Source organism: Halobacillus litoralis (genome assembly GCF_004101865.1).
GTDB lineage: Bacteria > Bacillota > Bacilli > Bacillales > Halobacillaceae > Halobacillus > Halobacillus litoralis_A.
In genome coordinates this window covers 1,787,230-1,812,329 of record NZ_CP026118.1, presented here as the reverse complement: position 1 = coordinate 1,812,329, position 25,100 = coordinate 1,787,230, and the positions used below count along the sequence as shown (strand labels likewise).

Below are 25,100 nucleotides of genomic sequence, written 5' to 3'. Positions count from 1 at the left end.
AAGTACTATGACTCCAACCAAGGAGTTGAGAAACAAGCTGCGTAAATTGCTGAACGAGAAGGTTCCCAGCGGTGGATCGGAGGCAGACACGAACTTTAGTGATGTTGAACTGGATGGTTTGCTCCAAGAATCATCGAATGTTTACACAGCTGCATCCAAGGGGTGGGCTGAAAAGGCAGCCCTACTCCAAGGGGATATTGAGAAGTATTCTACAGGTGATGAGCAGTACACACTAACCTCCCTAAAAGATAAGATGACCCATGCAATGGCAATGGCTAATCATTATCAAGAGATGGGTAAGGAAAGCTCCGGAGGGGTTTTGTTTAAAATAAAGCCTCCGGAGGTGCTCTAAATGGATTTCGTTAAAGTCCGGAAAGACCATATCAAATGGAATATCCAGAGAAACCCGACAGACATCACTATATCCCGAACGGAAAAGAAAAGGGTTGGGGGTGGATTCGATGAAGCAGAATCTAACCCTGGCCCTTTTACTGTGCGCATTTACCAAGCTTCAACCACAGAAACGAAAGAGACAAATGGTGTTGTCGGGGCGAAACAAACAAATGACAGCTGGTCGATGTTAGCTGATTCAGAGGCTGACTTAAAATCTGGAACAAATGTAGAAGATCGGTTTGAAGCTGGAGGGTACGGCCATTTCGTCATTACCGCCGTTCGTCCTCAAATCGTTATGAATCAGATTGTAGGCTATCAAGCCGACCTGGAGAGGGTGGGGTAGATGGCTTTTTCTTATGAGCAAAAGTTGAATAGGAAGAAAGCGGAGCTTCATGCTTTGGCAGATAACTACGCTGGTACTATGGAGCGATATGCCAAAACTCATGCTGAATGGGTTGACCGAACAGGACACACAAGACAATCCATCCACTCTGGTGTGGAAGTAAACGGCGATGAAGTAACTACCTATTTATCTCACGGGTCTGAAGCTGGTAACTATCTGGAGGAAGGAACAGGGATTCACGGTCCGAAAGGGGTACCCTATAAAATCAAACCGAAAAACAAGCAAGCCTTATTTTGGTATGGCGCTTCACACCCAGTAAGGGAAGTCATTCATCCAGGTATAAAAGCTCAACCGATTATTGGGCCTACTGTTGACGTCCATTGGAACAAGATGAGAGATAGCGTGCACCGATTATTCAGGAGGGACTAACGATGAGGAATGCCATAAGAGAACAGTTAATGAATAGCATACCTGAATTCAAAGACGTCTATGAACCTCATGTGGCTGGACCTCAATCGGAAAAGCCTTATGGAGTAATCAGACAAGGTGTAGATACCGAGGATAGTGATTGGGTAGGGTTTCGAAGAATTGTTGAGATATGGCCTTATGTTTCGAGGACTACATTCACTAAAGTGGATGACCTGCAAAAGAAAATTATAGAGGCATTGGATCAACAACTAATTACCGATCAGACCACAGGCGCTGTCTTTTCTTGCGTGTATCTAGGGACGTCTGGCCAGGATGTAACCGATCATGAATGGGATGCTATAACGCGCGGATTACGATTTGCAGTTATGGCTCTTCAGCAAGTGGACGTGTCACCAGATGTTTTAACAGATCATTGGTTAGAGGCTCTATCAAGTTGGTCGGGAGAGCTTTTAAATGAGGATCCGGCTAACCCAGAATGGACAGTTTACGAAAACCGTCTACCTTTAGGTTACAAGCGACCTTCAGTGTTGTGGAGGCTGAATGATTACCGGGTGGAAGGTGTAAGCCGGGCGTCCTTCGAGGTTAGGAAAGAGGTTGTGGGGCATGTAATCTCTGAATCTCCTAACCTTAGGATAAGAGCAATTTCTGCGTTGGTTGAACAATTCATGTCAGACATTAAGGTCCCTTTGGACATCGAAAATAAAAAATTCATGACAGTCGTTCAACCTCGTGGGGATTTTCTTGCTGATGGATTAAATAGAGGTCAAATCACACTCCGATTAAAACGAAGGACTAAACGTCCTTATGAGGAAGTTACGGTGATTGAGCAGATGAATTCAGATGGGGAAGTGGGGTGAAGTAATGAGTCAACGAGATAGTAAAGATCACGTCAATAAAAAAGAGGCAGCTAAGAAAGAACCGACTTACAACAAAAGTGAGTTAGTTACCAATGCGAATGCTGCTTTCAACGTTTCTCCTGAAGTTGTTGTTGGAGCACTGAATAGTTTTGAAAAGGAAATCTTTACGGTGGATGAGGTAAAATCTGCTATCAATAAATTTATGAAAAGGAAGGTGTAGTAAATGGGAAGAGGAGAATGGAGTCCTGGTGAGGACAAAACTCTAGCCGGAGCGTATATGCGCTTCATTTCTGCAGCGAAGAATACATCTAGTAATGGAACTCGAGGAATAGTAGCTATTCCTGTGAAGGCAAACTGGGGTCCTGTAGGTGAACTTGTTGAAATTACCAGTGAAGATGAATTGAAAAACGTGTATCACACTGACTTTGGTGGTGGGTTCACTGCATTTAAACTAATTTCCCTCATGCTACTAGGAAATCCTAACAAAGTAATAGGTTACCGGGTGGCCGATGGTTCTGAAGCTAAGGCCAGTGTGAAACTCCAGGATGGAGCTGCGGTAGATGTTTTAACGCTGACTACTAAACACCCTACATCATTGGAGTTTAACGTTACTATCCGGGATAGTCTAACAGAACAAGGGAGTCAAGAATTGATCCTTTATGAGGGAACGAGAAAGTTATTTGAAGTCCCGTTTTCTGATATTGATGCCCTGGTATCTGCTGTAAATACGAGCACCAGGAATGAATGGTTGACTGCAACAAAGGATAATGATGGCACTTTAGCTTCTGTGACGAACGAACCTTTAGCGGGTGGTAATTCTGGAGTCGCTAGTGTAACCAATGAACAATATATGGATGCTTTAACCGCTTTCGAAGCGCACCGTTTTGATGCTTTTACTTTAGACGGCATTGTCGATGCTGATCTTAGAGCATCTGTCGCGGAATGGACCAAGCGATTAAGAAGTCAAGGAAAGAAAATTACAACCTTCCTAGGCGGGTCAGCCACAGATGATGAAACACCTAGCACTGGTTTTAATCGTTCTAGATCACTAGACTACGAGGGTATCGTCAATATAGGTGTTAGTGGCGAATATGACGGAGTTTGGTACTCAAGTGCTGAGGTCGCCTCATATTTTGCTGGTCTTGTATCTGGCCTCCCTTTAAGAGAGAGCGTAACTTTCGCAGTTACACCATTTACTGATGTAAAGCCACGATTAACATACGAGCAAAAGAAAGAAGCCGTAACTTCTGGAACCATTGTCATGTCTTATGAAAATGGGAAGGTTAGGTGCGAACGTGGAGTAAACACATTAAACACTCTACGGGAGAATCAAAACGATACGTGGAAGAAAATCAAGATGGTTCGGGTGAAAGATGCGATTGATATGGATACTTCGAGTGAATCTATTGAGAAGTTTATCGGGAAAGTACCAAACAATCCTGATGGACAAGCATATGTGCTATCCGCATTGAAAAATTATTTTGAAACACTGTCACCAACTTTGATTGCACCAGATTTTACAGTAGAAATGGACCAAGAACGAATGGCCACTGCAGGAAAAGATCAATTCTTCTGGGAGTATCGTGTTGCAGACATCGATACGATGGAAGAAATCTATGGTACGGGTTACCACCAATAATAAAAGGACGGTGAAAATATATGTCACAAGATGCAGATCGCGTTATTAATGGTAGTTTTGGTGAGTTATGGGAAGACGGTGAATGGCAAGAGAATATAAACAGCTTGACTGCGGAAGTTGAAATTTCGAAAAGTGGATTAAACTTGTCGGGGACTCGCTGGCAAAAACATAAAGTCACAGGATTGAATGGAACTGGAACGGCGAGTGGTTACAAGGTCACTTCGAAGATGATTCAGAAACATGCTTGGGCAGCTGATGACCGAGGGGCACCTGTAAAAACAGAACTTATCTCAAAACTGGCAGATCCAGAGGCGTACGGTCATGAACGGGTGCGCCTTAAAAATGTTAAGTGGGATTCCGTACAACTTGCAAACTGGACTGCTGGTCAAGAAGTAGAACAAGAAACACCATTTACTTTCGAAGGCTTCGAACTCTTAGACCCAATCGAAGCGGAATAATAGAGGAGGAATTATATTGACTAATAAATCTGTAAATGAAAAAAGTGTACTGGATCGCTTGTTCGCTGCGTCTGAAGAGGCCAGCATTCCGAAAAGGAAGGTTACGATTGATCGTATTGACCTTTCTTTTTTAATGTCCGGACTTCGTGAAGGGGAGATTGAGAAGCTAGAGAAGCGATTCACAAACGTCAAACGTGTACGTGGAGAAGAGAAACATGATCTTGATACCAAGCGTTTCAACCGTGCTCTTGTAGCAGCAGCTACGAAGGCCATCGGTGGAGACGAGAAAATGAAGTGGGATCACCCGGATATGCTATCTACTTTCAAAGCCTCTGGTGCCGAACAGGTCGTCAAAAGAGTGTTACTTGCCGGTGAGATTAATCAACTAGCTGATGTTGTCCTTGATCTATCCGGTTACTATGACAGCGCGACTGAGGATGAAGATGTAAAAAACTCCTATCCCGACGAGGAATAAGTTTTCTCGTCTGGGAAGCTTCCAAGAAGCTAAGTAAATATCCTTCTGATATCTGGAACCTCCCTCCTGAGGAGAAGCGTTTCATATATCAGGGGGTTATTTTTGATATTGAAGAAGAAAACAAGAGAAGAAAACAGCAGCAAGGAGGTGGATTGAATGGCTGATGAATTTTACCGGGAGGAAATAATCTTTGATGTGAATGATGACGATGCCATAAGAAGGGCCAAGCGTGCTGAGAAGCGCATCAAAGAAACGTTCGACAGGACACAGCGTAGAGCGAGAGCGCTGAAGAGCATGAAGGTAAGTCCAATCATAAATGCACGAGACCGCATGACCAAAAAGGTCAATAAAGCAGAACGACTGGTTAAAAGATTAGGCAACACAAGAGCTCAACCAGTGATCGATGCAAAGGATAAAGTTACTTCAGTAGTGAAACGTACTGACAAACTTCTTGAATCTTTATCAAAGGAAGATGTAGAAGTAACGATGAAAACCAAGGGTTCTCTACTACGTGACATTACTAGGACGAAGAAGAACCTCAAAGAGATTGACAGCAGTGTACTGACCCCTGAATCACGCCTGCAAGGATCATTGATGAGAGAGCTCAACAGAACAGAGAAACTAATCAAAAAGGTCGGGAATGCTCGAGTTCGACCACGCGTCTCCCTTTCGGACCAGGTATCGACCAAGCTTAAACAAGTGAATAGCAAACTACGCAAAGTATCCTCTAGGGCCTGGGAAATAACCATAACAGCTAAGGATAGAACCTTCGCAGTATTTAGGGGAATTCGTAGGTCTTTTGAAGGCTTAAGAAACATGATGACCTCGCTCCCGGTGATGATGGGAGCGGGCGCTATTGCATTGAGTCCTGGTCTTCTCGGTGTTAGTGCTTTGAAAGAAGCGGGAGCATTTGAGCAAGCTATGGCCAAAGTACAAGCTGTTTCGGGGGCTACAAAGAAAGAGTTTGCCGATATGAGTGACTTGGCAAAAGAATTAGGTAAATCAACGGAGTACACTTCAGTAGAAACTGCTGATGCACTGGGTTATTTATCAATGGCAGGCTTCAAGGCCAATGAATCTATGTCAGCTCTGCCTCAAACACTTGATTTAGCAACTGCTGGTCAACTGGACTTAGCTAGGGCAGCCGACATTTCTTCCAATGTTTTGACTGGATTTGGTTACGATATCGATCAATACAAACGAATAGTAGATGTCATGGCTAAGACACAAGCCACGGCAAATACGAATGTTGAACAATTAGGAAATGCTCTATCCTACGCAGCCCCTGCTGCAGCTGATGCAGGTCAGACGATAGAAGCGACCTCTGCAGCAATCGGTTTGATTAGTAAAGCGGGTATTCAAGGTGAAAGGGCAGGTACAGCCTTAAGAGGAATCTTTGCACAGCTGGTCGATCCGACAAGTACGGCGCGTAAAGAGCTTGATCGTTTAGGAGTCAGTGTCACCAATTCGTCTGGTGAATTGAAAGACCTTCCCGGAATCGTCAAAGCAGCAGAGGTTGCTGGGTTAAAAGGAGCTCAAGCTTACAGAATATTCGGTCTTGAAGCTGGTCCTGCTTTTTCAAAACTTATGGATACAGGGTCAGAAGCAATAGCTGATTATACAGAACAACTTGCCAATTCTGAAGACGCCGCGTCAGACATGGCAGGAACGATGAGGGACACTTTATATAACTCTGTAAGAATGCTTGGATCTGCGTGGAGCGGTATGCTCATGGTAATTGGTGGAGAAAAGGGTCTAGGGCCAGCAGCTCGATCGTTCGTAGAAAATCTTACCGACCAACTTGGGAGACTTGAGTCCTTCATAACAAACAACCAGGAAGCTATCGAGGATTTCGGTAAGTCTATGTCTAAGAAACTAAACGCAGGTGTTGAGGTTGTAGTTGATGTAGTCACGTCTGGTGAATTTAAAGAAGCCGACTTTTTAGGCAAGATGAACATTGCTTGGGATGAATTCGTAGCTAAGCCATTTGCTGAATGGTATGACGGTCCTGGTCGCAGTGCAATGGAATCTGTCGCCACTACGATGGGTGAGGGGGTAGGTTCTGCTTTCGGTGCTGCGTTAATGGCACTAGCAGGAATAAAGGCCGAAGAAGAGGACCAAAGCCCGTTCGTAAACGCAGGGTCAACCGCAGCTAGTTCTTTCTTGGAGGGTTTTGCAGATAACTTCGATTTAGGAAAGATTATCAACAAAGCTCTCGAATCACTTGGAAACGTGTACTCTAGCACTTTCGAAAGCAAAGGGAACATGTTAGGTACCGTGTTTGCGACAGCGATACTTGCTGGATTAACGAAGAAGCTTGGTGGCTTTAAACTAGCAGGATGGCTAGGTAAAAAGACTAAAGGTTTAATCGGTAGCAAGAAAGGCGGAAAAGGTGGCGGACCTGGTTCTGGGGGAGCGGCCACTGCTATGACCCGGGCTCAGCGTAGGAAAGAGCAGGCTCGAACCAGGAAAACGAAAACACCTAAACCACCACAAGGCCCCACCCCTCCTAAAGCTCCGGCTGTTGGATTTTTATCAAAAGGTAAAAGCTTCCTTAAGAAGGTGCCTCTATTAGGCGGGGCTTTAGGTGCTCTTGAAATGATGACTGCCAAAGGCGGAAGAGCCAAATCACAAGCGGCCGGAGGAATGGCTGGAGGTTTAGGCGGAGCCGCAACTGGAGCTGCAATCGGTTCTGTGGTTCCTGGCATAGGAACAGCTATTGGCGGAACTGTTGGAGGTATAGCCGGATCTATTGGCGGGGATTCGCTCGGACGATTACTCGGAGGGAAAACATTCGATTTTGCTAAGAAACTAAATTTCGGTCCCGCAAAAGAAAAAGTCGATGAGTTCTCCTCTGGCTTCAAGAAAACGGTACAGAATCTCCCGAGGAATGCAGGTTCTATTTTAGGGGCACTAGGTCCCAAGTTCGGCAGATGGTTTGGTTCTGCCAAACAGGACGGGTTATCAGGAATTAACGGATTGCCTTCAGGAGTAAGCAGAATCGCTGGGAGCGTACCAGGCGCAAGTGCAGCTGCTTTATTTCCTTTGGGTGGTGTACTTGGTCGAACAATGGGAGGAGCAAGCCGTCAGGGTATCCAAGGTATAAATGGCATGCCTGGAGGCGTAGGTGGTATTCTAGGTAGACTTCCTGGGATTTCATCAGGAGTACTCAGCCCTCTTGGATGGTTGTTCGGCTCTATGATGGGTTCAGCAGGAGATTCAGGTGTTAGCGGAGTGAGTGGAATGCCTGGCGGTGTCGGAGGCATCCTAGGACGATTGCCAGGGTTATCTTCAGGGAAGTTGAGTCCTCTAACTAGTTTGTTCCTCTCCAGAATGAAGAGTGCTGAATCTAGCGGTATCAGTGGTGTCCGAGGACTTCCTGGAGGAGTTGCTGGAATCATCGCTCGTATTGCTCCTTCAGCATCCAGTGTCTTCAGTGGATTGGTAGGTACTTTCCGCAGCTGGGGATCCCGTTTGGCAGGTGCGGTCACTAGCGCTTTTAATAAAGCGAAGAGCACTGCATCAAGCTTAGGTAGCTCTATTTCAAGGGGCGCCTCTTGGGTCATGAACAAAATCACACCTCATGCAGAGGGCGGAATATTAAGCAGCCCTCACGTAGGATTAGTGGCCGAAGATGGTCCAGAGTCTATCATTCCTTTAAGTGCTAAGAGAAGAGACAGAGCTCTTGGCTTATGGCAACAGACTGGTGAAGCGCTCGGTGTTAAACCCTATGCAGAAGGTGGAATCGTAGGGAATGCACCTAGATATCAAGCGCCCGAATACAAAGCACCGGAAGAGGACTACTCTGGTGATAATGGAAGAGAAACTCACATTCAAATGGACTTTGAAGGGATGATAGGACAAGTTGTGGTAGGCGACGGAGATAACTTGGACGAGAGAATTGATGAAATCGCTGAAGAAGTAGGTTGGAGATTCGCGAAAGAACTGAAAGCTTACTTGTCAAATAAATCGTAGGAGGTGCACGGTATGGACTTTTACCTTTTGTCATCGGAGTTTGGAGACTTTCATTTTCCTGTTAACCCACAGACTGTGGATATCATAAGAGAAAAAATGATTGAGACAATCGATATTAATGATGTAGGGGAAGTAGATATTCCTACTGGAGAGAGGGTGCCAACCGTTGCATTCTCTTCTTTTTTTCCTCTACACTCTGATTCCTATTGTCAATATCAAGACATTCCGGATCCGCATGATGCTTTTGAAAAATTAGAGAAAGTGAGAGAATCAGGAAAGCCAATACGATTATTAATCACTGAAAGTCCCATAAATGACATGTACAGAATCGCCAGTATCTCTCCACAAATCCGTGGAGGTGAGCCTGGCGATCTTTATTTTGATATTGAATTCAGGGCATACAAAGAGATTAAAATTCGAAAAAGCACTAAATCAGAAAAGCCCAAATCACGACCATCAAAACCAAAACCAAAGGTCTATGTTGTCGTTAAAGGAGATAACTTATGGGATATCGCTAAAAGTGAGTTAGGTAGCGGAAGTAAATGGCCATCGATTTATAAGATACCGGAAAATAAATCCACTATTGGATCAAATCCAGACTTGATTTATCCAGGGCAGAAGTTGGTCATGCCATGAATTATGAGATTGTATTAAATAATGAGTACATTCTTAATGACTTGCTTCAGGATATATCCATGGAAGAAGAGCTGGATAGTGTTGCCGTAAGGATGAGTTTAACAATAAAAAGTCACCCCGACTTACCTGTAATAACAGGTGGGGATGAGCTTAAGGTGACTGGTAAATTATTTAATACCACTTCTTACGGAGAAATATTTAATGGTGTTATATGGGATGTAGATGACGCCAAGAAAGGACTCAAAAATATATCTATAGAGGCATATGATCGCTCAATTTATTTAGCTAAAAGTGAGGATGAATATTTATTTTCCAAGGGAAAGACTGCTTCTCATCGTTTGAAAGAATATGCCTCTGATTGGGAAATTCCTCTTGGGGAGATATCTGATACTCATATAGCATTGGCCAAGTCTGTATATAGGGCACAACCAATCTACCGAATGATTCAAAGAGACCTGTCTGAGACGTCCGATAAAGGGGGAGATTTGTTTATCCCCCGGATGAACAGGAATCGTTTGGACTTAGTTCCTTTTGGGAGTAACAGAGATGTTTGGATTTTAGAAGCCAATGAAGAAGTTAGAAATAGAAAAACACTTGAAAGTGCTGTAACACAAGTGAAAGTCCTAGGGAAAGAGGAAGAAGACAAAAAAACACCTGTGCTTGCTACAGTGTCCAAAGATACTGAGAAGTTCGGTACTCTTCAAAAGATCTTACAAGATGATAAGGTCAAAACAAAAAAAGATGCTGAAAAAGCTGGAAACAAACAGCTGGCAGGGATAGATCAGACTACTACCGTAAGAGGGCTAGATATTAACGTAATTCGAGTAGGTGATCTAGTGGAAGTTGATAATGCGCAACAGTATGTTATTTCAGTAAAACGCGACTTAAAAGCAAGCGGATTTATGACACTTGAAATGGGCTCACTTGATCATATCAGGAGGAAATATTATGACCAGGGATCCTTTTAAAGAAGTAGCTAAAGACTTATATAATAGCAATCGACAACACGCTTCAAGAACCATGCAAGGGCTTGGAGGTGAGTTGGGGACAATGAACGAGCGTCTCGATTTAAAGTTAGACAATTTTAAAGAACCCATCTCTGACTATCTTCTTGCCGAACAACTATCTCAATCCAGTAGTTTATCCAAGGGAGACCGTGTGGTAGTTCTGTTGGTTAATGGTGGCCAAGATCATGTAATCATCAGCAAGGTGGTGGCAAGATGAGCAAACTCTTTCCTGAGAAAGCGTACCAACAGGCAGAAACTAATATTACTTCAGGAGAACCTGGTAATGTCATTAGGTTTGGTAGAAGTGTTGTATTTGATTATGAAACAGGTGAGTTTTCGATTTCCCCCACAGGTAAATTTGTTCAAGTGGATGGAGAAGACTCTTGGATTGAGTGGTGCAAGAAAGCAGTCAGAACCCGAAGGTATAGTAGTTTGATTTATTCTGAGGACTTTGGCCAGGAGTTTAATGATGTATTAGGAAGAGGATTAACCAAAGAAGCTATCGAGAGTGAAATAAAACGTATGACTACTGAATGTTTGGAAGTTGATCCCAGAACAGCGAATGTTCGAAATTTCAACTTTGGTTGGGAAAAAGATAAAGTTTCGTTTGATTTTGAGGTGCAAAGTATTCGAAACGTATCAGGCACAGTAAACGGGGAGGTGAACTTTTCATCATGAATGAGTTGCCTTTACCATCTTTTTTAGAAGAAGAATCAGAAGAAGAAATTCTCCAAAGAATGCTCGATGCTATGGGGAACGATTTAGATAAATCAGAAGGTACCTTTATATGGGACACCATGGCTCCATTATCGCCTGAGCTTGCTAAAACGGCTGAGTGGTGCAGACAGGTCTTACAAAGAGGGTTTGTTTCTACAACTTTTGGTGTTTATTTAGATCATAAAGCTTCTGAGCGTGGATTGACCAGACAAGACGCAGTGAAAGCGACCGGAGAAACTAAACTCTCAGGAGAACCCGGCACTATAATCCCAGCAGGAACTAGAGTAGCAACGCCGGCTGACAATATTACACCTTCTATTGAATTCGAGACTACAGAAGAGCTCTCAATAGATACTGATGGTGAAGTTAACATAGGGATACAGGCGGTTAATGCAGGGAGAAGTGGTAACGTAAAACCTTACTCCATAAGTATCCTGGTTACAAACCTTGATGGAGTAACTGCTGTTCAAAACTCAACAGGTACTTCTGGAGGGTTTGACATTGAAAGTGATGAGTCTTTAAGAAAAAGAATTCTTGAAGATAATCAAAAAGCGGACGGCGCAGGTAATATCAGCGACTATGTAACATGGGCTCAGCAAATTGCAAGTGTAGGAACCGTGTTAGTTGATTCATTATGGGACGGGGCTAATACCGTCCGATTAATTATCTTTGACCGTAACAATAACCCTGCATCACCAGAGGTAGTACAAGAAGTTCAAACCCATATTGACCCTACTCAAGATGGGGCAGGCTTGGGTGAAGCACCTATAGGAGCTATAGTCACTGTAGTTACTGTCGATCCATTCGTAGTTGATGTTAATATTCCAGCATTACAACCAACAGATAATTATTCCCTAAGTCAAGTTAAAGGGAATGTAGAGGAAGCACTGGATCAACATTTTAATCAGCTTGATCCGGGAGCTGTTATTAGAGTTAAAGGTGTCGCTGCAGCTATAATTCAAGCTGAAGGCGTGCTCGATTTTGGAGATATAACCTTAAACGGGAGCTTAGAAAATATAACATTATCCAGAACAGATTCGGCTTCATTAGGGAGTGTCAGTTACACATGATATTTGTAGACGAGTCGATTCCTGTAGGAGAAAGGTTGTTTAATAGCTTACCAGACCTTTATGAACGTTCTGATATCATGAGAATGCTAATGGACATAAGGGGAGATGAATTAGGTAAGATCCAAGATATCTTAGATGAAATATTATTACAGTTTTCTATTAATACGGCAACATGGACCATCGAGTGGTGGGAGAAGGAGTATGGGGTAAATGCGTCTTATAAAAACTCCCTAGAAGAAAGAAGATCAGTAGTTAAAGCAAAAATGCGTAAAGGCGATGCATCCCATAATATTCTGCTCAAAAGAGTGGTTGATGCATATACAAACGGTCAAGTAGAGACTAGGTTTGAAAATGGAATAATCATCGTTGCTTTTACCAGTTTTTATGGGGTGCCTTCAAACTTGGATGATGTAAGAGAAAGTGTATTGCGAATAATACCAGCTCACTTGCCGTTTGAATTTGAATTCAGGTATTACTTTATTGATGAAGTTGAGAAATTAACAATAAATGAAATGGAAGCATCCACATTGGATGCTTTTTCTTTTTAGGAGGGATGTCAGGTGCCGAATAATACAAATAACCTTGACCTCTACATGGTAACAAGTGAAGATCCCAAAGATGAAATGTATTTTAATGTTACCACAATGTTGAATGAGAACTGGGAAAAGATTGATCAAACAGTTGAAACGAAAGACGGTGCCCAAACGAAGGCGAATGACGCCGAACAAGCGGCGATAGATTACGCTGAAAGCTTCGGGCTAGGTACAACAGCAAACCTATATTCAGGTGATTTTAACAATCTTTATAAGTCGGGTTTTTACTATGGACAAACAGCAGCACTTAATCGACCTGGCGATACAAACGGATTCTGTATTGTTACTTCTATAGATACCGCATATATAATACAGGTTTATTTCCCTTCGGGCGGAAGTACGGTAGGTAATATGTATAAGAGGATATGTTCTAATGGGGTATGGTCCTCATGGGTTCAAATGGAAACAACCGAAGGCGCACAAACGAAAGCGACAGAAGTCAAAGACTGGGCGAAAAGCATGGGTCTAGGCACACCTTCACGCTTTACGGGAAATTTAGACAATGTCACTACCAACGGGTTTTTCTATATAGGAACTGACGCAACAAATCAACCGACAGCCGCAGGTTATCTTATCCATCAGCATCATCCTGGAATGGATTATGCGAGTCAGATTTACATTGACCTTCATAATCAAGACAACTATATGAGAACAAAAGTTAATGGCACTTGGAACGAGTGGGCAAAGATCGCCGTCGACAGCGAAGTCGTCCATAAGTCAGGCGACAAAATGACAGGTGACTTAGAAACAGACGCCCGTATCTGGCATGGTCGCATAGGGGTCTACGGCGCGCTGGGATGGATGAAGTACCAGGGTGACGGTACTACGCTAGATTACGGGACCTATATAGCGCATAACGCTAAACATGACGAAGATACTGGGGAATGGACCTTCGAGCGTAGTAATGTAAAGGCGACTGTTATAAAAACAGGGCATCATAGTGGTTCTCAAGTATGGGAAAGTACCAACGCTACAATGACCGCGGGGGACCCGATAACCTGGGATAAAAAGACGATTGAAACAACGGCAGGCGCCCAGGCGAAAGCCGATGCTGTGCAAGACTGGGCGAAAAGTTTTGGATTAGGGTCTGATACGAAGCAGCTGGCACAGCAAACGGATGTAGACACTCTTGATAATACAGGATTTTACGACGGTTTTGACCTAGTAAACGCGCCTACGACAGACACCTATTCCATAATTCATATAAAAGTATCAAAAACGGCTGCTTCTCAGGTGGCTATCGGGGTTTATCCTACTTCTGGAATGAACAGGGTTTATACTAGAACAAAGGCGTCAGATGTTTGGGAACCGTGGAAAGAACAGGAAACAACCGCAGGCGCCCAGGCGAAAGCCAATGCTGTGCAAGACTGGGCAGAATCATATGGTTTAGGTACCCAGGCAAAGCGGATCGACTACCATGTCGATAACGTACCAAACGGGGCGGGATTCTATTACCTTTCAAATGGCAATTTAAACGGATCGCCTTCGGGATCAAATGGGTACCTTATACAGCAGGTATATACTTCTGCTTATAAAAAGCAGCTATTCATGGACGTGACGACAAATAAAATATTCCATCGATTTAGTGATAATAATGGGTGGCGTCCTTGGGCGGAGATCGCGAATCAAGGCGCCGACGTTTCCTTCGCTTCTGTAACTGTGGATGGCGTCGATTTAAAGCAATCTGTCAGTAACGGGAAACAACAGGTCCGCGACGCCGTTATTGGCAAAGGTGGAACAGTCGCGGACGCTGACAGTGACGGAATACCGACCTTCCAGGAACTGACGGACGGGGTAAACGGAATCACGACAAGCGCGATCAAGAGCGTGCAGCGTGGAAATAATTCAGGGTCTGGTTATTCCCGTATTGTAACTATAAGCCCTGTGGACTTAAGTAAATCGATTGTCTTGCCAAAGGGTTTTCATACAAGCGATGCATCCACAGCGACGATCCAAAAAACTAAGGTATTAGCCAAATTTAATACCTCAAGCGAAATTGAGTTATCATCAGCGAATAACTACAATACCCAAAGGTACTTTTCCTGGGAAGTCATCGAATTCCAGGATGGTGTGAACGTACAAAGCGGATATATTGATACGACGTTAAGCGCTTTAAACGTTACTATTTCTGCGGTAGACATGAATAAGGCCGCGGTCTTTTACAGTGAAAGCCTTTATTCGTCTGGATTGGACGGGGCGGACGTCGAGTGGGCCCTGGAACTTACAGACGCTACTACATTAAATGTACGCAGGGGCGATTCAGGTCAGCGCTACTTCATTCAATGGTTCGTCGTCGAGTTTCCATAAAATAAAGGAGGGATAGCATGAAATTCTATGCAGAATTAAACGGGGACAATATCTGTACGGGCGTGAAAATGACAAGGGATGCTATGAACGATCCTAACGCCGTAGAAATCGAAAGCATGGATTCAGAATACGTCTGGAAGCAGTATGATCCTACAACAAAAACCTGGTCAACAGAAAAGTTTTTACCTGATCGCCCAGCGATTCAGTTAAAGGAATTCGAACAGCTGAAAGCGGACAAAGAAAAGTTGGAGATGGATGTGCAAGGAGTACTTCAAATGAATGCAATGCATCTGAAGACTATGGCTGAACAAGGCCAGCAGCTAAAAGATGCAAAAGCACTAAACTCCGATTTGCTTTTAAAGCTTGCTCGCAATGGAATTAATTAATATAGGAGGGACTTTATGTATTTCAATGCAATTAGGACTTATTACCAGATGGGTTTGTACGACAAGTCGGATGTAGGCGATTTTGTTGAGTATGAGTGGCTTACAGAGGAGCAGTACCAGGATATTACTGGAGAAGAATACGCAATCGCATAACACTCATGGAGGTGTATTTTTTATGGAAAAAATGAAGGGGGTGAGCTCATGGGTAAGCAAGGTCAATCCAAAACCAAGCAAGCGAACCAACGGAACGGTCATAAAGGGAAATATGCCAAAGGGAATAAAAAAGGTAAGAAATAAACAATAAAGTGGCCCGCCAATAAGGTGAGCCACTTTTTATTTGCCAAGGGAGAGGTGCTATACCTCTTCGAATTTAAAGGTTGCATTGAGGGGGTCGAGCATGTCAGAGCAAAAGGAAGTGGAGGACATGGAGAAATTCATGACTATTCTCATGGATGTAAAAGTGTCGCTTGCTCAACAAAACCAAAAGTTGGACAACGTGCTGGATATGAAAAGGAAAGTAGAAGAAACACAAGTAGTAGCTAATGAAGCTGATAGAGTCTCCAAGCAGAATAAAAAAGACATTAAAGAATGGGACGAAAAGATGGAGAAAAAGGCTGACAGAGACGATGTAGAACGAATCATCAAACAGAAAGACAATTGGCAGCGAAACCTTCCCGCTTGGGTGGCGGTGGTTATTGCAGTGATGGGTTTTTTATCTCGGTTTATTAGTATAGGAGGCTAAAAATGAAAGAGCAAATCAAAGATGTAGCAACACTTGTAGGTGGTTTTTTGACAGCTGTCATGGCATTTTTGGCCACTCTTAATATCAGATATGAGTGGCTTACGGAAGCTAGTATTAGTGCATTTGTGACGGTCATTATCGCTTTTGGGATGTTAGTGGTGGGGGTTTATTCGGTTTGGAAAAACACTTACGTCAGTAAGAAAGCCAAGAAGCAGAAAAGGGAACTTCAAAAAAAGGGGCTGAAGTAAATGGCTAAAATGTTATATCCAGAAATATGGAATGGTAAAACCGTAGCATTGAGTGACGGGCATGGTATAGGCACCCCTGGTAAACGCACGCCCTACATTCCAGAGCTTGGCCGATCCATTCGAGAGAATGAATTCAACAGGAAAACGGTAGCTTTCTTGTCTGAGATACTTTTAGCACATGGATTTAGGGTTTTGTTAGTCGCACCTACCGACCAGGACACCTCGCTAAGAGACAGAACCAACGCAGCTAACCGTCACAACGCGGATATTTACGTATCCATTCATTTTAACGCTATGAGTTTTGATTTTGATTACTCAAGAGCCGACGGGATCAGCACCCATGTATATTTAGGAAATATGAAATATATGAGCGGGGACCTGGCCCGCAGCATTGCAAAGTATCTTAAGCAAGGAACGAAACAGGACTGGCGGGGTTATAAAGAGAATAATTTTCATGAGTTGCGCGAAACGAACATGCCTGCCGTATTGACGGAAAACGGTTTTATGGACGACCGGCGCGAAGCTTTGTTGATGATTAAAGAATCATATCAAATAGAAACTGCTGCTGAACATGGCCAAGGCATTTGCGATTACTTTAATATCGCCTGGAAAGGTGCCAATGTTACGGAGAAAAACTGGCTAAAACGTGGCGATACTGGCGCTAAAGTATTGGAGGCTCAACGTGATTTGAAAGAGCTGGGTCATTATAAAGGTGAGCTTGATGGATCTTATGGACCAGCTACCGAGGATGCCGTGAAATCATTTCAGAAGGAGCAAGGGATTAAAGAGGACGGAATTTTTGGACCTAACACTCAAAAACACATAAACGCAGCTATGGACAAATACACTGCTGCGGAGGAGGATGAAAAGCAAATGGAGAAAAATTTGAAAGAGACAGGATTTAAGGACGTAGAAAAGGATTCACTCTTACAGAAAGAAATCACAAAAGCTAAAGCAGCTGGTATATCTGTAGGAGTTGGTAACGGGATGTTTGATCCTAACCAAACAATTACTCGAGCAGAAGCTGCAGCACTTGTAGTAAGAGGAGTGGAGTATGCTATGGGAAAAGAAATTGAAATTGAATAATAAAACACATCCACCATATAATTACAACTAATGTTATAATTGTATCGCCATCTAAATAGAGAAAAAGACGTAAGAGACATGCACGGAATAGGTATAGGTGGTAGGGCTCCAGATTATTTCTGGAGCCTTTTTTATGTATCAACTACTAACTCAAAATCCTCTATATCCTCACTAAACTCCACAGGTATTCCCATAAAGTTCATGGATAAAATCACAGGGTCCCCACTCATATCAAGCACAGGGTGTATCATCATCTGTTGTTCCAACCATAATTCATTCATTTTTATTTTTTGAGCATGATCATTTTGGAAAATCGCCAGCTCCAAATCCTTAAAGGTCTGCATGTTAACTCCTCCATTTTCCAGTTTACTTCTAATGATGTTGTGATAACATATATATTAACAGAACAAACGTTCGCATAAAAGGGAGTGATGATAAATGATAGGAGTATTGAATCGTGCTGCTGATACCAAGAAGATTCTGGAGATGATCTATGTAGATGGAAAAGGAAACATGACTCAACGGAAGATCCGCGTTGTAGAAGTCCGTGAAAATCATATTCTCGCTTATTGTTACAACCGGAATCAGGTACGTTCGTTCAGTAAAAACGGAATTCTTTCTGTGTACCCTTACAAAGAAAGGAAAGGTGTAGTCAATGGATAACCGCAACCGTGATCGAGGTACGCTCAAATGGACATCCTTAATGTTGCCGGAGCATGTGGAAATGATCAAGCAAGTCTGGAAAGAGGATGAGCGTATTGAGAAGCCGATTCTGGATGAGCAGCAATGGGAAGAGATAGGTTTCAAACTCCAGAGAGCGTTGACAGATAACTTGCCAGTAGAGATCCGATTTCATAATGGGTTTGATTACTCTGATGAAAAAGTGAAAGTGGTGCACTTGGATCCACAGAATAGAAAAATAAAATGCATTGGGCTGCAGGATAAACTTCATACTTCATTCCAAGTAGACGATATTATGGATGTCCACATAATTTAATTCTATACTTCTCCAATTACTGCATGAAGTATAGATGCATAAAAGTAAAAAGCTTTGTCGAGTCTGTTTTACGCTCTAACAGTAAAAACCGCTTAATAATTCCACAGGACTGTTGTTGTATTTGGATGGAACTTATGAAAAAATTTACATAAATGTTTATATGTATTAGTCTGGAAGCATTGGATATATATAGGGGGAGTTGGGATGCGGATCGCTGATGTCGTTACATTTGCCGATATTGTAAAGTTGCCAAAAAAGCACTTACAAGAAATAGCTACAGCCATGAGTATTGATACAAATGATAGAGCCTTCAACCTAGCAAAGGATATATGGAGTGACTTGAAAAGAAAAAGTTCTGGAGAGAAACATGATTTTTTATTTAATCATTATAATAAAGTTTTTGCAGGGAACACCTCGGTTTCATGGTTTACTTGCGACTCCCTAGAGGGATTGAAAAAAGGTATCATAGAACGTGAGAGAAACAATCCTTTCAATGAAAAAATTCCTTATAAGGAAGAGGAACTTATAAATCCTAAACTTAGGAGCGCAGCAGAGATTGATGAAGATTCCTATTACCTTCGTTTCATTTATCAAGATGGCACAAGGCGGATAATTGGTGAGGACATAGAAGTTTTGCCTACGACAAAAACGGCTACAGTCTATATTAATGAAACGAAAAATTTGGTTGAGGTCCGTGATAAACCTGATGACGCTTTAAAAATAGCTGGTTTAGTTGCCTCCTATGTTAATCAACAAATTACTTTGGACAAATATAATTTTTTGGCACCATATGGTTCTAAGATTGAAGATATTGCTGACCAGCTGCACAATGGAAGGTTTACTGAATCAAAAGCTTTTCCTGAAACTTTTATTGATACTTTTAATGAGAAGGAAAATGAAACGATAGTAAATATTCTCGGGGCAATAGATGAATATTATGAATACGATGATATTGATACACTGCAGCAAAAGTTAGAAGAAGCAAAATCCATTTTAGGTGATGAACTATTGACTTCGCCATTTATTGCAATTATACTCGCTGGAATGGGTGATGTGGGTTTGAAGGTGAATGAGAAGGATTTGCGTCATACCCCCTTTTACAATCTTCTCGGACCTTACCTGCAAACTTCAGGAGGATATATTAAGTTTCAAGTCGAAGTAAATAATGTATGGCAAGAGTTTTCGATTAACATCGGAGTGAGACCTAAGTCAGTATACTTCAAGTCGAATAAAACTACAGAAGAAGTAATAGAGGAAGTCCGTAGCAAGGTAATATTGTCCACGTTTAACTAGGAGGTGGAGGTGGTGGCAGAGTTACATTATCAGGATAAACGTAAAATTGAAAATGTTATTGAAGAAATAGCGTATTCCCGTGTCAAAAGGTTTTATCCAACAATTGTCAGCAAAGCTACTGATCTTCCTTTAAACACAGTTTTTGAATATCTCCTAAAGTTAACATTAGATGGACGCTTGAAACTCGAATGGGAAATTCGTTGTGATGACTACGAATGTAATTCCCTTATCTTAAGAACTGATGATATTGACCAATTTATCGGTCAATATGTTGAATGCGAATGTGAAAGGGAAATATTGATTAATGAAAATATAATATTTCCAGTGTTTTCTATAAGTGGACACTATAGACAAGATATTAGAGAATCTAAAAAAAAAAGCCCAAGTCTGCTAAAAGCTCTCTAAAAGAAAAGAGTTCAATAGACGATCCACCGTCACTTGCTGCCTTTTCAAAGGATAGCGGTGCTCTCCAGCACCTAAAAGAATTAGGAGTAGGTTTAACAATTAACTATATTGAGGGTGACTATAAGGTGCATGATAATAGCAGAAATTTAAATAATACAGGTAACTTAGCAGGTGTGAATCAGGGTGATGAAAGTGAAGTAGAAGCTAAGGAAATAGATCAGCACTTCGAATATGCCCATGGTGTATCCGAAGAAACATTAAATAATTTAAAGGATGAAATAATAGAGCATACCAATAATGAAAAAGAACAAGAAGAGGTTCTGGGGCATTATGAAAAAATGAGAGTTGCTTTAAGAGAACATGATAAGGAAAAAGCAAAAAAATATTGGGGATGGATAAAGGATTCTATAGGTATGGTGGGTTCTTTAGTAACGATAGGCACTGTATTGTAAAAGACCTCTAAATATAGAGGTCTTTTTTAATAAGATTTAAATAACATAAAAAAATGTAGTAGCTTGTATTAAAGGGAGAGCTTCTCTCACTATTTCAAGGTTACCATTTTTTTGTGTTATATGTGTGAGGTTTTGTAACCTCACAGAAAACCTCACGAATCGAAAAAGTTTACCGAAAACATATGAATGTATTTTCTGAATTCGGGGGTGTGGTAAATTGATTTTTAGGGGAATTCAAGGAGATGAAAAGTGAGGGAAAGTCCGCTCAAGTATGGGCGGCATGATGTAATCATGCCCCCATGACCCTTGATATCAAGGGTTTAGCTTCACCCCTTAAGTCAAATTGACATACTTTTGACATACCTGGCGGGGAAAACACTATAAATCTAATGAGCCTCTCATAAGTTCACTGAACTTTTGGGAGGCTTTTTCTTCCATGTTTTCAGTAATGTGCGCGTATATATTCATGGTTGTGTTTATATCTCCATGACCTAATCGTTGCTGAATTTCCTTAACTCCTACTCCTGCTTCAATTAATAGAGAGGTGTGGGTGTGTCGCAAGGAGTGAGGGGTAAGTTCCTTATCGATGCCACTAATTTTTAATAAACGTCTCATATGGGTGTTTACGGTCTTTAAAAATTCAGGGTATCCAAGGTTCTGAACTTCCTTAGCAAAAACAAAATCCAGTTGAGTATACTCGTTCTTCATCTTTTCAATGAGATAATCCTGGTGTTCCTTGTGTTTTTGGAGGACCTCAATAACTCCAGCGTCCATTTTTAACGTTCTGATCGATCCTTTAGTTTTGGGAGTCAGTAATTGATACTCTTTTGTACTATTGTTGGGGTTGTAATAAGTTTTGGTTACTCTTAAGGTTTTTTTATCCATATCTATATCCGACCATTTTAATGCGATAAGCTCCCCTACTCGTAATCCACTATAAGCAAGTGTCAAAAACATGGGGTAGTCTTTATCGATGCCACTTTCCTTTGCAGCATTAAGAAAACGAATAAGTTCTTCTTTTTCCATAAATTTAATCTCACCTTTACTGCTCTCAACCTCCTCAACGGTTTCCACTTTGCGTGGAATTTTTGCAAAGTCGCAAGGACTGTCCTTAATTATGTTAAATTCCACAGCTTTCCTAAAGACCATTCTACCTGTTGCATGAATGCCATCCAAAGTATTAAAAGCGTAGCCTGCATTATGCAGCGAAGCAAGCAAGGCTTGATACTGTTTACGCGTGATATCTTTTATTTTTTTATTTCCAAAAAATCTGTTTAAGTGATCCAAGTTTTGCTGCCGGTTTCTAACAGAACTAATTTTGGCGGTTTCACGATAATTCTTAATCCACTCTAAAGTAAATTCTTGAAAGGTAATATTTTGCTCTTGAACATATGTGTTTTCAAATACTTCCTTTTCTACTTCAACTGCGGCCATCTGAGCTTCCTTTTTAGTCTTAAATCCTCCTTTAGATGTGAACTTCTTTCTCCCAGTGGATGGATCTATACCTGTATATATTTGAAAGTACCATTTACTCCCTCTTTTTCGGAAATTAGCCATATTTATCCCTCCTTTTTTATATTAAAGAATTGAGGTCTAACGGATGGTACAATTCGATTCTTAATCTTTTCTAAGCGTTCAATACAAATGTTCTTTGGAATCATAAAATCTTGCGATAACTGGTCAACAATTGCTGGGCTAGCAATGTTATATTCATTAATCATATGGATGGGAAGCGAGGCATAGAGAGTAAAGTGCCTGGCGTCTCTTTCCTGAAGTTCGTAAAAAGAATATGGCATGATAGATTGGCGACCTGCATGCCTTATTGCGTGGCAAAGCTCATGGAAGAATTGCTCTCGTTGTTGTATATATGGTAGGCGACTATCCAAGACAATTTCTTGAAACTTTCCTACTTTCATGTAACTAGCTTGAGTAGGTCTACAAGTGACAAAGATTTGTGACTCTGTTCCAATGCTGTAAACATTTAAATCATTGGGCTCTGTAAATTTGTGAATTTTATACCACTGAGTTATTAAATCTTCTAGAATTGTTGTTGTATAGTAAGGAAATCTCAAACTAATCACCATCCTTACAAGCATTATACGAACGTGCGTTCTATTATTCAACATATAATTACAATAATTGGATATAAATGTAGGTGAAAGATAAAGGGAATTAAGATTTCTTTTTATATAAATGCCTAAAGTATAGGAATTCCTCTCCAAAACTATGAACCTTAATGAAATAAAGGTTCATAGTTTTGGAGAGTGATAGAAGGTGCTCCTATCAGAAGCAGTTCGTTACTAAATGTGAAAACATATTGCTTACAATTCAATAAGTTGGTGAAATACTTTGGAGATGATGATACAGAAGAGGTGGTTATCGACCAGTTAAAGTGTTACTTGGTCGGACGTTAAAGATGAAAATCCAGCTATTTTGGGAAAGAGGTTAATAAGAGATTAATTTGAAATAATTGGTATTTTATAATAGGGAAAATATCTCGAAACTATCTTCAAGAATAGGGTAGTTATCTTAAAGACTTGATTTCAAGATAATGTTAAAATATACCTAATTAAACATTACAAAATTGTAAGAAGAGATTTATTTTGATTGAGGAATTAAATTTAAAAAATTTTAAAAGGGGAAGAAATTTACGGAACTATAAATAACATTACTGAAATGAATAGTGATTTTGTTATCAGCACCTATTAGATTTCAATACTCTATAGGTATGAGTGTGCCAAATAAACATTGAAATTACAGAAATAAAAAAAGGATGTGAACTAATGAGAAAATTAAATAAAAGTAACATTTCAGTTTACCTAACTTATAGTGAACTGTTTGGAATCAAAGGTAAGGAAGAAAGTATAAAGAATGCTATCGAGAATAAGCCTTTGCAAGACACTATTTTACTTTTATCTAGGTTACAGTATCTTGATAAGATGGATCCAGACATAAAAAGAAGTTATTTATTTTATTTAAAGAAGAAAGGACTTTTAACACAAAGAGCAGCATCAGTTATAGCTAGTAGAACTATATTAAATTATCAATGTATTTTAACTTTGTGGAAATACATTTTTGCATATGGTACTGAAGAAATGTTAAAGAAATCCTCTAATTTATCAGAAAACGATTTAATAGGTAGCGTCATTTCCTTATTCGCTAAAATTGGAGACACCTTATATAGAGATGAGTCCAAATCTTTAGAAATTGAACTAATTAGAAATATTTATTTTAATAACAGACCTGAAGTATTCGCTTCATTAGGTAGATCTTCATATATATATCTAGATTTAGCTGCTGATGAGAGCAGGTATAATAAGAAAGAATTCATAGACATTCAATCAGATTTTGAAAAATTAAACCCTTATTCTATGAAGGAATATTTTTCAATCATAACATCTCTAATAAGCAAGTTTTTAAGTTCAGATAAAAAATCGACAAATGAACCAGTGCTTATAAATCCTATAAATTATTATCATAATACCCATTTAGATACGACTGGAGTGAAAGTAGTTAACGAACTTTCCTTTAGTTATTCGGATGCAAAAAAATGGGCGATGAAGACTATTCATAACCCATGGGATTTTTCGTTGTTTCAGATAAAACCGTTATTTAAGTATAGTAATGAATGTTACTTTCCAGTGTGTACACCATTTTTAGAGGATAAAGTTTATGAATCCTTCTTCTTTAAAGTGAGACAAATGTATAATGATGATAAAATACTTGGATTTCTAGGAAGACCTTTTGAAGAATATGCTGCCCTTTTAGGTGAAGAGAGTGTAAATCAATCTAAGTTAGGACACTATGAATTTATTGAGGAGTTTAATTATGGAGAGAACAATTCAAAAAAATCTCCCGATGTCATGATTAAACTTGGAAATAAACTAGCTGTTTTTGAAGTAAAGAACAGAAGAGTACGGGCAGCATCTTTTTTACAAGGTGATGAAGTAACTATAAAAAAAGATTTTAACAAAATGAATATTGAGCCAGTTCAACAAGCATTTAAATCCATTACAGAAATTATAGAAACAACTGTGTCAAATAAACTAGAGAGCATTGAAGAAGTTTACATATTCTCAGTAACAACAAACAAATGTCGCAGCCTAGGATCATTTGAAAATTTTGTAAAAGATAAACTTAAAGATGTCAGGGAATCTGATTTAATTAAAGGTTTTGTGAATTTAGATATAGAAGAATTTGAAGCGCTTTGCTACCTAATCTCTAAGAAAAGATCTATATTTAACATTGTTAATGAATTTTTTGACAATCCTCTAACTTCATTTAAAGATTTTTTATATCAAAGGAATTTCCCAATGAAGAGGCCAAAATTTATTGATAAAAGAATCATGGATGCTTTTGATAATACTTTAGAGGCGTTGGGGTCAAAAGAGAAAGTTAAAGATATTAATCATTAGAGAGTTTAAGTTTCAAAAAGAAATTCAACTATTTTATTGTAGATTGTTTTATTTCCTTGAGAAATTTTAGAAATTTCTTAAAAAGAACTTCATATAAGAGTTGGAGGTTATCCTGGACCTAACCAAAATATGCGTAGCTGCGATGATGTAATGTATAAACACATGAAAGAGTAAGAC

30 protein-coding genes are annotated in these 25,100 nt (G+C 40.5%); 27 read left to right on the top strand and 3 right to left on the bottom strand.

The genetic code is table 11. The features are described from left to right. Nucleotides 1-7 precede the first annotated feature (7 nt). The 21 genes from HLI_RS08945 to HLI_RS08845 all read left to right on the top strand — a co-directional run bounded on the left by HLI_RS08945 (nt 8) and on the right by HLI_RS08845 (nt 17,361). The gene (locus HLI_RS08945; RefSeq protein WP_128524669.1) at nt 8-352 is read left to right on the top strand and encodes a hypothetical protein; all 345 of its coding nucleotides are present in this window, start codon (nt 8-10) and stop codon (nt 350-352) included. Further along, complete coding sequence (locus HLI_RS08940; protein ID WP_128524668.1) at nt 353-736, top strand: hypothetical protein; 384 nt, start codon at nt 353-355, stop codon at nt 734-736. Then, the gene (locus HLI_RS08935; RefSeq protein ID WP_128524667.1) at nt 737-1,165 is read left to right on the top strand and encodes a hypothetical protein; all 429 of its coding nucleotides are present in this window, start codon (nt 737-739) and stop codon (nt 1,163-1,165) included. Nucleotides 1,166-1,167: 2 nt separating this feature from the next. Then, nucleotides 1,168-2,022, top strand: a complete 855-nt coding sequence (locus HLI_RS08930; RefSeq protein WP_128524666.1) for a hypothetical protein — start codon at nt 1,168-1,170, stop codon at nt 2,020-2,022. Nucleotides 2,023-2,026: 4 nt separating this feature from the next. After that, nucleotides 2,027-2,242, top strand: coding sequence for a YqzN/YkzM domain-containing protein (locus tag HLI_RS08925; RefSeq protein ID WP_128524665.1), 216 nt, complete (start codon nt 2,027-2,029; stop codon nt 2,240-2,242). A 3-nt stretch (nt 2,243-2,245) separates the two neighbouring features. Continuing rightward, nucleotides 2,246-3,661: a phage tail sheath family protein gene (locus tag HLI_RS08920; protein ID WP_128524664.1), complete on the top strand. Its 1,416-nt coding sequence runs from the start codon at nt 2,246-2,248 to the stop codon at nt 3,659-3,661. Nucleotides 3,662-3,681: 20 nt separating this feature from the next. Then, nucleotides 3,682-4,119, top strand: coding sequence for a phage tail tube protein (locus tag HLI_RS08915; protein WP_128524663.1), 438 nt, complete (start codon nt 3,682-3,684; stop codon nt 4,117-4,119). A 16-nt stretch (nt 4,120-4,135) separates the two neighbouring features. Beyond that, nucleotides 4,136-4,594, top strand: coding sequence for a phage tail assembly chaperone (locus tag HLI_RS08910; protein WP_164908525.1), 459 nt, complete (start codon nt 4,136-4,138; stop codon nt 4,592-4,594). A gap of 156 nt (nt 4,595-4,750) precedes the next feature. After that, nucleotides 4,751-8,569, top strand: a complete 3,819-nt coding sequence (locus HLI_RS08905) for a phage tail tape measure protein (protein ID WP_128524661.1) — start codon at nt 4,751-4,753, stop codon at nt 8,567-8,569. A gap of 12 nt (nt 8,570-8,581) precedes the next feature. After that, a complete protein-coding gene (locus HLI_RS08900) occupies nt 8,582-9,205 on the top strand; it encodes a LysM peptidoglycan-binding domain-containing protein (RefSeq protein WP_128524660.1) in 624 nt (207 codons plus the stop codon). Continuing rightward, a complete protein-coding gene (locus HLI_RS08895; protein ID WP_128524659.1) occupies nt 9,202-10,173 on the top strand; it encodes an XkdQ/YqbQ family protein in 972 nt (323 codons plus the stop codon). The genes HLI_RS08900 and HLI_RS08895 overlap by 4 nt, the downstream gene beginning before the upstream one ends. Then, the gene (locus HLI_RS08890; RefSeq protein WP_128524658.1) at nt 10,154-10,429 is read left to right on the top strand and encodes a hypothetical protein; all 276 of its coding nucleotides are present in this window, start codon (nt 10,154-10,156) and stop codon (nt 10,427-10,429) included. The genes HLI_RS08895 and HLI_RS08890 overlap by 20 nt, the downstream gene beginning before the upstream one ends. Continuing rightward, the gene (locus HLI_RS08885; RefSeq protein WP_128524657.1) at nt 10,426-10,890 is read left to right on the top strand and encodes a DUF2634 domain-containing protein; all 465 of its coding nucleotides are present in this window, start codon (nt 10,426-10,428) and stop codon (nt 10,888-10,890) included. Before HLI_RS08890 ends, HLI_RS08885 begins: the two co-directional genes overlap by 4 nt. Continuing rightward, nucleotides 10,887-11,999, top strand: coding sequence for a baseplate J/gp47 family protein (locus tag HLI_RS08880; RefSeq protein WP_128524656.1), 1,113 nt, complete (start codon nt 10,887-10,889; stop codon nt 11,997-11,999). The genes HLI_RS08885 and HLI_RS08880 overlap by 4 nt, the downstream gene beginning before the upstream one ends. Beyond that, on the top strand, nt 11,996-12,547 hold the full coding sequence (locus HLI_RS08875; RefSeq protein WP_128524655.1) for a putative phage tail protein: 552 nt from the start codon (nt 11,996-11,998) through the stop codon (nt 12,545-12,547). Before HLI_RS08880 ends, HLI_RS08875 begins: the two co-directional genes overlap by 4 nt. Nucleotides 12,548-12,559: 12 nt before the next feature. Then, nucleotides 12,560-14,899, top strand: a complete 2,340-nt coding sequence (locus HLI_RS08870) for a pyocin knob domain-containing protein (RefSeq protein ID WP_128524654.1) — start codon at nt 12,560-12,562, stop codon at nt 14,897-14,899. A 17-nt stretch (nt 14,900-14,916) separates the two neighbouring features. Further along, nucleotides 14,917-15,285 (top strand): hypothetical protein, encoded by a 369-nt coding sequence (locus HLI_RS08865; protein ID WP_128524653.1) that lies wholly within the window; start codon nt 14,917-14,919, stop codon nt 15,283-15,285. A 15-nt stretch (nt 15,286-15,300) separates the two neighbouring features. Continuing rightward, nucleotides 15,301-15,438, top strand: a complete 138-nt coding sequence (locus HLI_RS08860; RefSeq protein ID WP_128524652.1) for an XkdX family protein — start codon at nt 15,301-15,303, stop codon at nt 15,436-15,438. Nucleotides 15,439-15,682: 244 nt separating this feature from the next. Next, entirely contained in the window at nt 15,683-16,027 is a 345-nt protein-coding gene (locus HLI_RS08855) for a hypothetical protein (RefSeq protein WP_128524651.1), read from the top strand. Nucleotides 16,028-16,029: 2 nt separating this feature from the next. Beyond that, nucleotides 16,030-16,275, top strand: coding sequence for a phage holin (locus HLI_RS08850; RefSeq protein ID WP_128524650.1), 246 nt, complete (start codon nt 16,030-16,032; stop codon nt 16,273-16,275). Continuing rightward, nucleotides 16,276-17,361 carry an N-acetylmuramoyl-L-alanine amidase gene (locus HLI_RS08845; RefSeq protein WP_128524649.1) on the top strand — a complete coding sequence of 362 codons (1,086 nt, stop codon included), beginning with the start codon at nt 16,276-16,278 and terminating at the stop codon, nt 17,359-17,361. 131 nt (nt 17,362-17,492) lie between these two features. Here HLI_RS08845 and HLI_RS08840 read toward each other — a convergent pair whose 3' ends face one another. Beyond that, complete coding sequence (locus HLI_RS08840; RefSeq protein WP_128524648.1) at nt 17,493-17,705, bottom strand: hypothetical protein; 213 nt, start codon at nt 17,703-17,705, stop codon at nt 17,493-17,495. 94 nt (nt 17,706-17,799) lie between these two features. Between HLI_RS08840 and HLI_RS08835 the strand changes: the two genes are divergently transcribed. The 5 genes from HLI_RS08835 to HLI_RS08815 all read left to right on the top strand — a co-directional run bounded on the left by HLI_RS08835 (nt 17,800) and on the right by HLI_RS08815 (nt 20,508). Then, on the top strand, nt 17,800-18,024 hold the full coding sequence (locus HLI_RS08835) for a hypothetical protein (protein WP_128524647.1): 225 nt from the start codon (nt 17,800-17,802) through the stop codon (nt 18,022-18,024). Further along, on the top strand, nt 18,017-18,358 hold the full coding sequence (locus HLI_RS08830; protein WP_128524646.1) for a YolD-like family protein: 342 nt from the start codon (nt 18,017-18,019) through the stop codon (nt 18,356-18,358). Before HLI_RS08835 ends, HLI_RS08830 begins: the two co-directional genes overlap by 8 nt. Before the next feature lie 204 nt (nt 18,359-18,562). Next, on the top strand, nt 18,563-19,651 hold the full coding sequence (locus HLI_RS08825; protein ID WP_128524645.1) for a hypothetical protein: 1,089 nt from the start codon (nt 18,563-18,565) through the stop codon (nt 19,649-19,651). A gap of 12 nt (nt 19,652-19,663) precedes the next feature. Then, a complete protein-coding gene (locus tag HLI_RS08820) occupies nt 19,664-20,056 on the top strand; it encodes a hypothetical protein (RefSeq protein WP_128524644.1) in 393 nt (130 codons plus the stop codon). Between the two features lie 125 nt (nt 20,057-20,181). After that, nucleotides 20,182-20,508 carry a hypothetical protein gene (locus tag HLI_RS08815; RefSeq protein ID WP_128524643.1) on the top strand — a complete coding sequence of 109 codons (327 nt, stop codon included), beginning with the start codon at nt 20,182-20,184 and terminating at the stop codon, nt 20,506-20,508. A 378-nt stretch (nt 20,509-20,886) separates the two neighbouring features. Here HLI_RS08815 and HLI_RS08810 read toward each other — a convergent pair whose 3' ends face one another. Together HLI_RS08810 and HLI_RS08805 are read right to left on the bottom strand one after the other, a co-directional pair. Beyond that, nucleotides 20,887-22,065: a site-specific integrase gene (locus HLI_RS08810; RefSeq protein WP_128524642.1), complete on the bottom strand. Its 1,179-nt coding sequence runs from the start codon at nt 22,063-22,065 to the stop codon at nt 20,887-20,889. Nucleotides 22,066-22,067: 2 nt separating this feature from the next. Beyond that, nucleotides 22,068-22,580, bottom strand: coding sequence for an ImmA/IrrE family metallo-endopeptidase (locus tag HLI_RS08805; RefSeq protein ID WP_128524641.1), 513 nt, complete (start codon nt 22,578-22,580; stop codon nt 22,068-22,070). Nucleotides 22,581-23,291: 711 nt separating this feature from the next. Here HLI_RS08805 and HLI_RS08800 point away from each other — a divergent pair. After that, nucleotides 23,292-24,923: a hypothetical protein gene (locus HLI_RS08800; RefSeq protein ID WP_128524640.1), complete on the top strand. Its 1,632-nt coding sequence runs from the start codon at nt 23,292-23,294 to the stop codon at nt 24,921-24,923. The last annotated feature ends 177 nt before the right edge of the window (nt 24,924-25,100 follow it).

Coding starts and splice junctions, on each gene's coding strand:
- HLI_RS08810 (WP_128524642.1), bottom strand. CDS start 22,065: ATGGCTAATTTCCGAAAAAGAGGGAGTAAATGGTACTTTCAAATATAT.
- HLI_RS08900 (WP_128524660.1), top strand. CDS start 8,582: ATGGACTTTTACCTTTTGTCATCGGAGTTTGGAGACTTTCATTTTCCT.
- HLI_RS08895 (WP_128524659.1), top strand. CDS start 9,202: ATGAATTATGAGATTGTATTAAATAATGAGTACATTCTTAATGACTTG.
- HLI_RS08850 (WP_128524650.1), top strand. CDS start 16,030: ATGAAAGAGCAAATCAAAGATGTAGCAACACTTGTAGGTGGTTTTTTG.
- HLI_RS08940 (WP_128524668.1), top strand. CDS start 353: ATGGATTTCGTTAAAGTCCGGAAAGACCATATCAAATGGAATATCCAG.
- HLI_RS08905 (WP_128524661.1), top strand. CDS start 4,751: ATGGCTGATGAATTTTACCGGGAGGAAATAATCTTTGATGTGAATGAT.
- HLI_RS08915 (WP_128524663.1), top strand. CDS start 3,682: ATGTCACAAGATGCAGATCGCGTTATTAATGGTAGTTTTGGTGAGTTA.
- HLI_RS08925 (WP_128524665.1), top strand. CDS start 2,027: ATGAGTCAACGAGATAGTAAAGATCACGTCAATAAAAAAGAGGCAGCT.
- HLI_RS08945 (WP_128524669.1), top strand. CDS start 8: ATGACTCCAACCAAGGAGTTGAGAAACAAGCTGCGTAAATTGCTGAAC.
- HLI_RS08830 (WP_128524646.1), top strand. CDS start 18,017: ATGGATAACCGCAACCGTGATCGAGGTACGCTCAAATGGACATCCTTA.
- HLI_RS08845 (WP_128524649.1), top strand. CDS start 16,276: ATGGCTAAAATGTTATATCCAGAAATATGGAATGGTAAAACCGTAGCA.
- HLI_RS08875 (WP_128524655.1), top strand. CDS start 11,996: ATGATATTTGTAGACGAGTCGATTCCTGTAGGAGAAAGGTTGTTTAAT.
- HLI_RS08855 (WP_128524651.1), top strand. CDS start 15,683: ATGTCAGAGCAAAAGGAAGTGGAGGACATGGAGAAATTCATGACTATT.
- HLI_RS08935 (WP_128524667.1), top strand. CDS start 737: ATGGCTTTTTCTTATGAGCAAAAGTTGAATAGGAAGAAAGCGGAGCTT.
- HLI_RS08885 (WP_128524657.1), top strand. CDS start 10,426: ATGAGCAAACTCTTTCCTGAGAAAGCGTACCAACAGGCAGAAACTAAT.
- HLI_RS08800 (WP_128524640.1), top strand. CDS start 23,292: ATGAGAAAATTAAATAAAAGTAACATTTCAGTTTACCTAACTTATAGT.
- HLI_RS08930 (WP_128524666.1), top strand. CDS start 1,168: ATGAGGAATGCCATAAGAGAACAGTTAATGAATAGCATACCTGAATTC.
- HLI_RS08825 (WP_128524645.1), top strand. CDS start 18,563: ATGCGGATCGCTGATGTCGTTACATTTGCCGATATTGTAAAGTTGCCA.
- HLI_RS08840 (WP_128524648.1), bottom strand. CDS start 17,705: ATGCAGACCTTTAAGGATTTGGAGCTGGCGATTTTCCAAAATGATCAT.
- HLI_RS08835 (WP_128524647.1), top strand. CDS start 17,800: ATGATAGGAGTATTGAATCGTGCTGCTGATACCAAGAAGATTCTGGAG.
- HLI_RS08860 (WP_128524652.1), top strand. CDS start 15,301: ATGTATTTCAATGCAATTAGGACTTATTACCAGATGGGTTTGTACGAC.
- HLI_RS08890 (WP_128524658.1), top strand. CDS start 10,154: ATGACCAGGGATCCTTTTAAAGAAGTAGCTAAAGACTTATATAATAGC.
- HLI_RS08920 (WP_128524664.1), top strand. CDS start 2,246: ATGGGAAGAGGAGAATGGAGTCCTGGTGAGGACAAAACTCTAGCCGGA.
- HLI_RS08865 (WP_128524653.1), top strand. CDS start 14,917: ATGAAATTCTATGCAGAATTAAACGGGGACAATATCTGTACGGGCGTG.
- HLI_RS08880 (WP_128524656.1), top strand. CDS start 10,887: ATGAATGAGTTGCCTTTACCATCTTTTTTAGAAGAAGAATCAGAAGAA.